Origin of the sequence: Cochleicola gelatinilyticus, assembly GCF_001637325.1 — a bacterium.
Classification (GTDB): Bacteria; Bacteroidota; Bacteroidia; order Flavobacteriales; family Flavobacteriaceae; genus Cochleicola; species Cochleicola gelatinilyticus.
Genome location: NZ_LRXL01000049.1, coordinates 10381 through 22400 on the forward strand (window position 1 = coordinate 10381; position 12020 = coordinate 22400).

Here is a 12020-nt window from a genome sequence, read left to right on the forward strand (position 1 = left end):
TTTTCAGGTATTTATAATTTAGAATTATTTCGCTAAGATCAGTCGTTGTACTGATGTTGCGTTTTCTGAAACGATTCGAACGATGTATACACCATTCGCATAAGAATTAAGATTCAGTTCAGTTTCACTTACCGAAGTACGTGATGTTTGAACAATTTTACCTGAACCTAATTCAATAATCGTAATTTCAGCATTGGTACCAAATGTTTGTGGTATTCTTAAGGTAACTAAACCGTTTGAAGGGTTTGGATACAATATTACACCTTCATCATTAGATGCGATATCTTCAACAGCAAGTAGTACTTCCTGTGATTCGAAAGCTCCAATGTCACGACGTCCACCAAACACAGATTGATCTATTTGATCATTAAAATTATCTTCTGGGTTTCCTGCATTATATGCAACAGAACCTTCTAATAATTCATGTGTAAAAGTAGTCCCTCCATTATCTGCTAAAGGTCCTAACATTGGGTCCACTTCTTCAAGATCATTGGCTTGTTCAGGAAATGCATCCTGATCATCTGTTCCAATCAAGTTAAAGTCGTTAGAAACAAAAGTCCCAGTTACATCCATACCTGCAGATGCAGTGTTTAAAGCTACTATCGTATTGGTTAACGATGTAGTTGTAAGACTTTCGATACCTCCACCGTTACCTGCAGCAGTATTCATTGCAACAGTTACCGCGTTAAGGTCTAAACTTGCACCATTGTTAGAAATTCCACCACCAGAGATCGTTGCCGAGTTTCCGGAAATAGTACTTCTTGTAATGGTAGTGATCGCACCAGTATTGTTATAGAATCCTCCTCCTTCAGCAGCAGTATTCTCGCTTAAAGTAGAAGTTAGTACATTCATCGTACTTCCATTTTGATTCCATAATCCACCACCATCATTAGCAGCAGTATTACCAACAATTGTACTTCCAACGATATCGATCGTACTAGCAGTACCTGTTACGTGTAATCCAGCACCATTTCCTGGGGCAGGAGTACCCGCATCACCATTCAATGTGTTCGTCATTATTTCTGAATCTGTAATTATCAATGTACCATCGATTAATTCGATAGCTCCACCTGCGCGGTTTGCAGCATTATCAGTAAATACTGAATTCGTTACTGTTACAGCACCATCTGTGCTTAATAAACCTCCACCAGAACCTGAAGCTCCAGTTGCAAGGTTTCCACTTATCACAGAACCATTTACGATATTTAAAGTACCTCCATTATTGAAGACCCCTGCTCCACCATTATCAGCATCCGCACCGGTTGCAGTGTTTCCGCTAATTGTTACAGCATCTACAGTCATCGTACCTGAACCATTCCATAGTCCACCACCTTCAGATCCAGCAACGTTATCGTTCACGGTTCCTCCAGTTATTGTCGCAACACCAGGACCTGTAATATGAAGTCCTCCTCCATTACCTGGAGATGTAAAGGTTTCATTGGAGTCTAATGTAACATCGGTCAATGCTATGGTTGAGTCGGCTCCAGAATTATCTTCAATTCCACCACCAGCTCTCATCGCAGTGTTTCCACTAATCGTTGATCCAGTTACTACCAAGGTAGCTCCAGCATCATTTAAAATTCCACCTCCAGAACCAGCGGCTCCATCAGCGATATTTCCTGTGATCATGGCTCCGTTTTGAACGGTAAGGGTTCCACTTAGGTTGTAGATTCCTCCACCACCTTGATCCGATTCAGCTCCGCTAGCCGTATTTCCATCGACAGTTGTTCCATCTACAGTCATACTTCCAGCTCCGTTCCATAATCCACCACCTTCAGCAGCAGCAACGTTTCCATTTACTGTACCTCCAGTAACCGATACATTTCCAGCTCCTGTTACGTGCAATCCACCACCATTACCTGGGGCAGCTGCAGTCGTGTTCATATCTAAGTTAGTATCGGTTAAAGTAACATCCGAATCTGCTCCAGAGTTATCTTCAATTCCACCACCAGCTCTCATCGCAGTGTTTCCACTAATCGTTGATCCAGTTACTACCAAGGTAGCTCCAGCATCATTTAAAATTCCACCTCCAGAACCAGCGGCTCCATCAGCGATATTTCCTGTGATCGTGGCTCCGTTTTGAACGGTAAGGGTTCCACTTAGGTTGTAAATTCCTCCACCACCTTGGTCAGAATCTGCTCCGCTAGCCGTATTTCCATCAACGGTTGTTCCGTCTACAGTCATACTTCCAGCTCCGTTCCATAATCCACCACCTTCAGCAGCAGCAACGTTTCCATTTACTGTACCACCGTTGATCGTTGAATTTGCGGTTCCACCTACGTGAAGTCCACCACCGTTTCCAGGAGCAGGAGCTTCAGAAGCAACACCCGTATCATTCATATCTAAGGTAACATCGTTTAACGTAAGGGTTCCTGCAGCAACTTCAATTCCACCACCTGCGCGGTTCGATTGATTGTTTGTTACCGTTGTTCCCGTAAGAGTTACATCTCCTCCAGTACTTAAAACACCACCACCTGATCCGGCAGTTCCGTCAGCGATATTGCTATCTATTAATGTTGTCGCATCCACATTCAATGTTCCGCCATCGTTGTAGATTCCTCCACCACCATTTTCAGCTAAAACACCGCTTGCAATATTATTTGTTACAGTCACACCAACAACATCCATTGTTCCTGTACTGTTCCATAGTCCACCACCTTCAGCAGCAGCAACGTTTCCGTTTACTGTACCACCGTTGATCGTTGAATTTGCGGTTCCTCCTACGTGAAGTCCACCACCGTTTCCAGGAGCAGGAGCTTCAGAAGCAACACCCGTATCATTCATATCTAAGGTAACATCGTTTAACGTAAGGGTTCCTGCAGCAACTTCAATTCCACCACCTGCGCGGTTCGATTGATTGTTTGTTACTGTTGTTCCTGTAAGAGTTACATCTCCACCAGTACTTAAAACACCACCACCTGATCCGGCAGTTCCGTCAGCGATATTGCTATCTATTAATGTTGTCGCATCCACATTCAATGTTCCGCCATCGTTGTAGATTCCTCCACCACCATTTTCAGCTAAAACACCGCTTGCGATATTATTTGTTACAGTCACACCAACAACATCCATTGTTCCTGTACTGTTCCATAGTCCACCACCTTCAGCAGCAGCAACGTTTCCATTTACTGTACCACCGTTGATCGTTGAATTTGCGGTTCCTCCTACGTGAAGTCCACCACCGTTTCCAGGAGCAGGAGCTTCAGAAGCAACACCCGTATCATTCATATCTAAGGTAACATCGTTTAACGTAAGAGTTCCTGCAGCAACTTCAATTCCACCACCTGCGCGGTTCGATTGATTGTTTGTTACTGTTGTTCCTGTAAGAGTTACATCTCCTCCAGTACTTAAAACACCACCACCTGATCCGGCAGTTCCGTCAGCGATATTGCTATCTATTAATGTAGTCGCATCCACATTCAATGTTCCACCATCGTTGTAGATTCCTCCACCACCATTTTCAGCTAAAGCACCGCTTGCGATATTATTTGTTACAGTCACACCAACAACATCCATTGTCCCTGTGCTGTTCCATAGTCCACCACCTTCAGCAGCAGCAACGTTTCCATTTACTGTACCACCGTTGATCGTTGAATTTGCGGTTCCTCCTACGTGAAGTCCACCACCGTTTCCAGGAGCAGGAGCTTCAGAAGCAACACCCGTATCATTCATATCTAAGGTAACATCGTTTAACGTAAGAGTTCCTGCAGCAACTTCAATTCCACCACCTGCGCGGTTCGATTGATTGTTTGTTACTGTTGTTCCTGTAAGAGTTACATCTCCTCCAACACTCATTACACCTCCTCCAGAACCAGAAGCTCCGTCAGCTGTATTATTTGTAATTGCTGTTCCTGTAGTCACAGTTAAAGTACCTCCATTATTAAAGATACCTCCACCACCATCATCTCCAGCAGGTCCACTTGCTGTGTTTGCATCAATAACAGTTCCGCTAACAGTCATAAGTCCTGTACTATTCCAAAGACCACCCCCTTCTCGGGCTGCAGTATTATTTTGTACAGTTCCTCCTGTAAAAGTTGCGTCTGCTGTTCCACTAATGTGAACTGCACCACCATTACCAGGATTTGTCCCAGCATTGTTATCACTTAAGTTAAAGTTTCCTCCTACTTCTAGAGTTCCATCGATCAATTCTATGGCACCACCAGCACGAAGGGATGTATTAAAACTCATAACAACATCTGTAATTGTTACGTTTCCGTCGGTACTCATTACTGCACCACCAGAACCTGATTCTCCATCAGCCAAGTTATTAGAGTAAACTCCACCTGCAAGTACTAAAGTACCTCCGTTGTTAAAAACAGCTCCACCACCATTTGTTGCGTCATCACCACTGGCAATGTTTCCGTCGATGATAGGAGTATTTACTGTTAAAGTTCCTGTATTATTCCATAATCCACCACCTTCAGAAGCTGCTAAATTATTTGAAATTGTAGAAAATTGATCTACTGTTGCATTTGTAGTACCTGATAAGTGAAGTGCTCCACCATTTCCTGGATTCGGAGTAATTGTATTTCCTAATCCGATGTCTACACCTGCCGCATTACCACTTAAGGTAACTCCATTAAGAAGAAGCGTTCCACCAGAATTATCTTCAATGGCTCCACCTGCTCTACTCGCATAGTTTCCGTTAATTACAGATCCAGATGCAATAGTAAGTACACCGTCGGTATTATTAAAAATTGCACCTCCACGTCCACCAACATCTTCTCCTGCAGCAATATTTTGCGTAAGAGTTGTAGCAGCATCAACGATAAGTGTACCTCCATTATTAAAGAGTCCACCACCACCAGTAGCATTACCATTTGCGGTATTTCCTGTGATTGAAACTCCATTTACTGTCATTGTTCCAGCATTATTCCAAAGTCCACCACCTTCAACAGCGATATTGTTTGTAACAGATCCACCATTGTAAATAACATCTGCAGGTCCCGTAACATGAAGTCCACCTCCGTTACCGGCAGCAGCTCCTGCTCCAGTAGCAGTATTGTTGTCTAAAATAAGACCATCGAATGTGTAAACTTCACCAGAAACACCTAAAATTTCGATAGCACCACCAGCTCTGTTTGCTGTATTATTTTGAAGGGTAACATTGGTTAATGTTAAAGTTCCAGGAGTAGCATTAAAAATTGCACCTCCAGATCCGTTCTCTCCATTTGCAACATTTCCGTCAAGAACTGAATTAAGAAGAATTAAATCTCCTCCATTATTAAAGATTGCTCCTCCTCCATCGTCTGCAGCATCTCCACTTGCAATGTTTGAATTCATGTTTGGATTGTCTAAAGTCATTGTACTCCCTACTTGATTCCAAACACCACCACCTTCTCGAGCGGCAAAATTGTCATTAATATTTCCTCCAATGATTGAAACAGTTGCAACTCCAGAAACATGAAGGAAACCTCCATTACCAGGGTTAGGGGCATCTGAACCTGCATTGTTCTGATTCATATTAATATCGGTCGTGGTTAATGTACCATCTATAATTTCGATACCTCCCCCTGCGCGATACGCACTATTATTAGATACAGATGTATCAGCTCCAGAAATTGTTACATCTCCAGCAGTACTTAAAATACCTCCACCAGAACCTGACGTTCCTGTCGCTAAATTTCCATCTACAGTACTTGTTCCATTTATAATGAGTGTACCTCCATTATTGAAAATTCCACCACCACCATCGTCTGCTCCAGCTCCTTGAGCTTCATTTGCATTTACCGTAGTATTGGTTACAGTCATTGTCCCAATTCCATTCCAAAGACCTCCACCTTCTAAGGCAGCAGTATTTGCAGCAACGTTAGAATCTGTAATTATTAAACTTGCATCTCCGGTTAAGTGAATTGCTCCACCATTTCCAGGTGCTCCGTTAGCTACATTATTTCCTAAATCACTATTTGCTACTGTTAATGTTCCACCAGCAGACATTTCGATTGCACCACCAGCACGATTTGCTTCATTACCTTGAAAGAATCCTCCTGTTGGAAGTCCTTCAATATCAACAATTGTATTAGGTGCAGCAAAAATAGCTCCTCCAGAAGCACTTCCGTTAACAGCTAGATTCGCATTGAAATTTGTTGAGATTATAGTTAATGGTCCTCCTACAGAATAAACACCTCCACCACCAGTTGTACCACCGATAGCTTCATTATTATCTAGACTAACGCCATTTATCGTCATTAGTCCTAAACCATTCCATAATCCACCACCTTCTACAGCGGTATTATTACTTACAATACCTCCATTAAAAGTAACATCTGCAGGTCCTGAAACATGAAGTCCACCTCCGTTACCGGCAGCAGCTCCTGCTCCAGTAGCAGTATTGTTATCTAAATTAAGTTCATCAAATGTATATGATTCACCAGAAGTAGTAAGAAGTTCAATTCCTCCACCAGCTCTATTTGCTGTATTATTCTGAAGGGTTACATTGGTTAATGTCAAAGTTCCGGGAGTAGCATTAAAAATTGCACCTCCAGATCCGTTCTCACCATTTGCAACATTTCCGTCAAGAACTGAATTAAGAAGAATTAAATCTCCTCCATTATTAAAGATTGCTCCTCCTCCATCGTCTGCAGCATCTCCACTTGCAATGTTTGAGTTCATGTTTGGATTGTCTAAGGTCATTGTACTCCCTACTTGATTCCAAACACCACCACCTTCTCGAGCGGCAAAATTGTCATTAATATTTCCTCCAATGATTGAAACAGTTGCAACTCCAGAAACATGAAGGAAACCTCCATTACCAGGGTTAGGTAAATCTGAACCTGCATTGTTCTGATTCATATTAATATCGGTCGTGGTTAATGTACCATCTATAATTTCGATACCTCCCCCTGCGCGATACGCACTATTATTAGATACAGATGTATCAACTCCAGAAATTGTTACATCTCCAGCAGTACTTAAAATACCTCCACCAGAACCTGACGTTCCTGTCGCTGAATTTCCGTCTACAGTACTTGTTCCGTTTATAATGAGTGTACCTCCATTATTGAAAATTCCACCACCACCATCGTCTGCTCCAGCTCCTTGAGCTTCATTTGCATTTACCGTAGTATTGGTTACAGTCATTGTCCCAATTCCATTCCAAAGACCTCCACCTTCTAAGGCAGCAGTATTTGCAGCAACGTTAGAATCTGTAATTATTAAACTTGCATCTCCGGTTAAGTGAATTGCTCCACCATTTCCAGGTGCTCCGTTAGCTACATTATTTCCTAAATCACTATTTGCTACTGTTAATGTTCCACCAGCAGACATTTCGATTGCACCACCAGCACGATTTGCTTCATTACCTTGAAAGAATCCTCCTGTTGGAGCTCCATCAATATCAACAATTGTATTAGGTGCAGCAAAAATAGCTCCTCCGGAAGCACTTCCGTTAACAGCTAAATTTGCATTAAAATTTGTATCTAAAATATTAAGTGGACCTCCCACTGAATAAACACCACCACCACCGGTTGTACCACCAATAGCTTCGTTATTATCGAAACTTACGCTGTTAATTGTCATTAATCCGCTTCCATTCCAAAAACCTCCACCTTCTACAGCAGTATTATTGCTAACTACACCTCCGGTAATTACAGAATTTGCTCCACCAGTAATATGTAAAGCTCCACCATTTCCTGGAGGGCCTAAAGCTACATTTCCATCAAAAAAGGTATTTGTGATTGTAAGTAAATCGGGTGATTTAACTTCAATCGCACCACCTGCACGGTTAGTAATGTTATTTGTAAACGTTGAATTTAGAACTGTTAAAGTACCAGAATTAATGTTACCAACAGCTCCACCACTACTTGCAGTAGTATTGGTCGCTGTATTATTGGTAAATGAGCATCCGTCGATAATTAAATTAGACCCATCTGCCCCAAGTGCTCCAGCTCCGTTCATACCGTTAGTTGTATTCCCAGTAAATTCACAATTGAGAACTAATGCATTTGCAACGTTCTGAATCCCGACAGCTCCGGCATCACCAGTTGCTGTAGCATTCTGAAAAGTAATTTCTTCAATACTTAAAGATGAAAAGCCTACTGCTGCAAATATTCTAGCAGCGTTCGCACTTCCATCTAATATTGTATTTCCAATACCTGTTCCAGTAATAATAAGGTCATCAGATATTAAAATGAGACCACTTGTTAAGTTGACTGTATAATCATTATCAAAAGAAATAGTATTTGGCCCTGCTGTCGTATTTGCTAATTGAACAGCTTCCCGCAAAGATCCGGGACCAGTATCGTTATTATTCGTAACAACAAATTGCCCGAAGGAAATTGTTGTAGAAATTAAAAAAATAGAAACCAGAAATAAAAGGTTTCGAGTAGTTGTTCTTCTCATAGGGTTTATGGTTTAATTAATAGTTAGATTTTATAATTGTAGGGATAATTCTAATAGTCACAAATTCAGAGTAACTATATAAAACATACGGAGAAATAGAAAGAATGGTTTTGTTAAATTATCAAAAAATTAATAATCAAACAGTTGAGTTATAAAAATGCTTTCTTAAATTTTAACAATTTGAGTGTAAAAAAGCAAAAGTTTGTTAGTTGTTATAATATTACTAAATATTAAACATCAATCTTAGACTGTTAAGAAAATTTTAGTGTTTATTAAGCAATATTTAAGAAATGTAAAAGTAGTACGATGGAGTAAAATTATTCTATATGAAAGTGGAAAGTAATGTGATTTTCTCTATAGTAGTCTGTCTAGAATAAGTTTTTTTCAAATAGCATTTTGTGTTACTCGTTGAGAAATTCAACAACGTTTTTTTCAATTCGTCCTAATACATTAGAAACGTCAGCTTTTCTAAATATTTCTCCAGTAATATTCTCATAAAGTTCAATATAACGTTCTGATACAGATGCAACGTACGCATCGGTCATTTCTGGAACTTTTTGTCCTTCAAGTCCTTGAAAATTATTTTCTATTAACCACTGGCGAACAAACTCCTTAGAAAGTTGCTTTTGTGGTGCTCCTTTTTGTTGTCTTTCTGAATATCCTTCAGAATAAAAATAACGTGAAGAATCAGGGGTATGAATTTCATCTATAAGAACAATTTTTCCTTCTTTTGTTTTTCCGAATTCATATTTAGTATCCACGAGAATAAGGCCTCGCTTTGCTGCAATTTCAGAACCTCGTTGAAACAATTTTTTGGTATACTCTTCCAACTGAAGGTAGTCACTTTCAGAAACAATTCCTCTTTTTAAAATATCCTCTCTAGAAATATCTTCATCGTGATCGCCCATTTCAGCTTTGGTAGCAGGAGTAATAATAGGCTCTGGAAAAGCGTCATTCTCTTTCATACCCTCTGGCATTGCGACTCCACACAGTATTCGCTTACCAGCCTTATATTCCCTTGCAGCGTGACCGCTCATATAGCCCCGAATTACCATTTCGACTTTAAATGGCTCACATGCGATACCGACTGCAACATTAGGATCAGGCGTGGCAGTTAACCAGTTTGGCACTAGGTCCTCTGTGTCTCGCATCATCTTTGTAGCAATCTGATTTAAAATTTGCCCTTTATAGGGAATTCCTTTTGGCATAACCACATCGAACGCACTTAACCGATCGGTAGCTATCATTACCAACACATCATTTTCTAGTGTGTATACTTCTCTAACTTTTCCGTGGTAAACGTCTTTCTGTCCTGGAAAATTAAAATTTGTTTTGGTAATGGTATTGCTCATTTGGAAACCTATTTTTAATTTAGAAAATATAGCAAGCTACAGTTTGTATTTAATTTGTTTTAATTTTAGTCAACATTCTCGATTGCCCGGTATGCGGAAATTACTTCTTTTACAAGTCTGTGACGAATTACGTCTTTGTCATCTAGAAAAATCATTCCTACCCCTTTAACATCTTTTAAAACAAGCAATGCTTCTTTTAATCCAGATATAACTCTTCTGGGAAGATCGATCTGCCCGGGATCTCCAGTAATCATAAACTTGGCATGTTTCCCCATTCGCGTTAAAAACATTTTCATTTGTGCATGCGTTGTATTTTGTGCTTCGTCTAAAATTACAAAAGCATTGTCTAAGGTACGTCCACGCATAAATGCCATGGGTGCGATTTGTATAACTCCTTTTTCGATATACGATTCTAATTTTTCATGTGGAATCATATCACGCAATGCATCATATAAAGGTTGCATATACGGATCGAGTTTTTCTTTAAGATCACCAGGAAGAAAACCAAGATTCTCTCCAGCTTCGACGGCCGGACGTGTTAGTATGATCCGTTTCACCTCTTTATCTTTTAATGCCTTTACCGCCAATGCAACTCCTGTATAAGTTTTTCCAGTTCCGGCAGGGCCAACGGCAAAAACCATATCGTTCTTACTCATAAGTTCTACAAGCTTACGCTGATTGGCAGTTTGTGCTTTAATTAATTTACCACTCACACCATGCACTAAGACTTCACCGCTACTCGCTGAAGTTTCATAATCTTCTTTGCTTCGACTTAATAAGACGCGTTCGATGATATTTTCATCAATTTTATTATACTTCGCAAAATGATCCAGTAACATAGTAATTCTACGATCGAACTCTTCTAATTCTTCTTCATCGCCGTATACTTTTATCTTACTACCGCGAGCAACAATCTTTAATTTTGGAAAATACTTCTTTAGAGTATCTATGTTGGTATTCTGAAGTCCAAAGAAATCTCGTGGACTAATTTCGGTTAATTCGATGATAAGTTCGTTCAAAAGCAGCGGGATTTATCGTATTGTTTATAAGATTTTATACTATGTGTAAATATAGTTTTTCCAATACTAAAAGTACCTTATTTTTGTGGTAATTGAATCAACAAAATATCAACAATCTGCCTATGCCGATTATCACCCTTACAACCGACTTTGGAGAGAAAGACCACTTTGCAGGGGCTGTGAAGGGCGCTATCTATACTGAATTAGATACCGTTAGAATTGTTGATATCTCGCACTCCATTTCTCCTTTTCATCTTACAGAAGCTGCTTATATAATTCAGAATGCATACCGAAGCTTTCCACAAGGAACCATTCATATAATAGGGATCGACAGTGAGTTAAACCCTGAGAATAAACATATTGCTGTTTTGCTTGATGGCCATTACTTTATTTGTGCTAACAACGGAATTATCTCCATGCTTACCAATGAAATAAATCCTGAAAAAATTGTCGAGATTAACATTCACGATCGCATAACAACTAATTTTCCAGTCCTGGACGTATTTGTAAAAGTAGCATGTCACATTGCGCGTGGTGGAACCCTTGAAGTGATTGGTAAATCTATTACTGAAATCAAAGAATTAACAGGAATCAATCCGGTGGTAAATGGAGAAACCAATCAAATTATTGGAAATGTAATTTATATCGATAACTACGGAAATGTGATCTGTAATATTTCTAAAACACTTTTTGATGATATCGGAAAGGGAAGAAATTTTAAAATCACAGCCCGAACGGCCGTATTTAGCACAATTTACAACAGATATAGTGATGCAATTAATTTCGAAATCGCCAAAGAAAAAAGAGAAGAGGACGGCAAAAAATTAGCTCTATGGAATTCTTCTGGGTATTTAGAACTATCAATCTACAAAAGCAATCCCAGCACCGTTGGTAGTGCCTCATCCTTATTCGGACTTAAATACAGAGATACGATCACGGTTAATTTTGAATAAAAAATAAAACAAATTATGTTTACCCGAATTGTAAAAATGGAATTCGACGAAATAAAGATTCCTGAATTTTTAGCTAATTTTGAAACCGTAAAACAAAAAATCCGAAACTATCCGGGTTGTTTGTTTTTAGAATTGTACCACGACAAAAATAATCCTACAATCTTTTTTACCTACAGTCGTTGGAAAGAAGAGCAAGACCTAGAAAATTACAGACACAGTGAATTGTTTAAAGGGGTATGGGCAAAAACAAAACCTATGTTTAAAGAAAAAGCTCAGGCATGGAGCGTAGATACGTTGGCTAGTTTAGTATAAGTTTTTAATAACAAATCCTTAGCTAAAGAGAATTTTTAGTCTAA

General features: G+C 39.7%; 5 protein-coding genes. 2 read left to right on the forward strand and 3 right to left on the reverse strand.

Annotated features, from left to right (window positions below; all coding sequences use genetic code 11):
* Nucleotides 1-24: 24 nt before the first annotated feature.
* The 3 genes from ULVI_RS12425 to ULVI_RS12435 all read right to left on the reverse strand — a co-directional run bounded on the left by ULVI_RS12425 (nt 25) and on the right by ULVI_RS12435 (nt 10711).
* Nucleotides 25-8340 (reverse strand): T9SS type A sorting domain-containing protein, encoded by an 8316-nt coding sequence (locus ULVI_RS12425; RefSeq protein WP_068593121.1) that lies wholly within the window; start codon nt 8338-8340, stop codon nt 25-27.
* Nucleotides 8341-8741: 401 nt separating this feature from the next.
* Nucleotides 8742-9692, reverse strand: a complete 951-nt coding sequence (locus ULVI_RS12430; RefSeq protein ID WP_068593122.1) for a phosphoribosylaminoimidazolesuccinocarboxamide synthase — start codon at nt 9690-9692, stop codon at nt 8742-8744.
* Nucleotides 9693-9757: 65 nt separating this feature from the next.
* The gene (locus ULVI_RS12435) at nt 9758-10711 is read right to left on the reverse strand and encodes a PhoH family protein (protein WP_068593123.1); all 954 of its coding nucleotides are present in this window, start codon (nt 10709-10711) and stop codon (nt 9758-9760) included.
* A 122-nt stretch (nt 10712-10833) separates the two neighbouring features.
* On the opposite strand from ULVI_RS12435, the gene ULVI_RS12440 reads away from it, so the two are divergent.
* Together ULVI_RS12440 and ULVI_RS12445 are read left to right on the forward strand one after the other, a co-directional pair.
* Nucleotides 10834-11664 carry an SAM hydrolase/SAM-dependent halogenase family protein gene (locus ULVI_RS12440; protein WP_068593124.1) on the forward strand — a complete coding sequence of 277 codons (831 nt, stop codon included), beginning with the start codon at nt 10834-10836 and terminating at the stop codon, nt 11662-11664.
* A 15-nt stretch (nt 11665-11679) separates the two neighbouring features.
* On the forward strand, nt 11680-11976 hold the full coding sequence (locus ULVI_RS12445) for a putative quinol monooxygenase (protein ID WP_068593125.1): 297 nt from the start codon (nt 11680-11682) through the stop codon (nt 11974-11976).
* Nucleotides 11977-12020 lie beyond the last annotated feature (44 nt).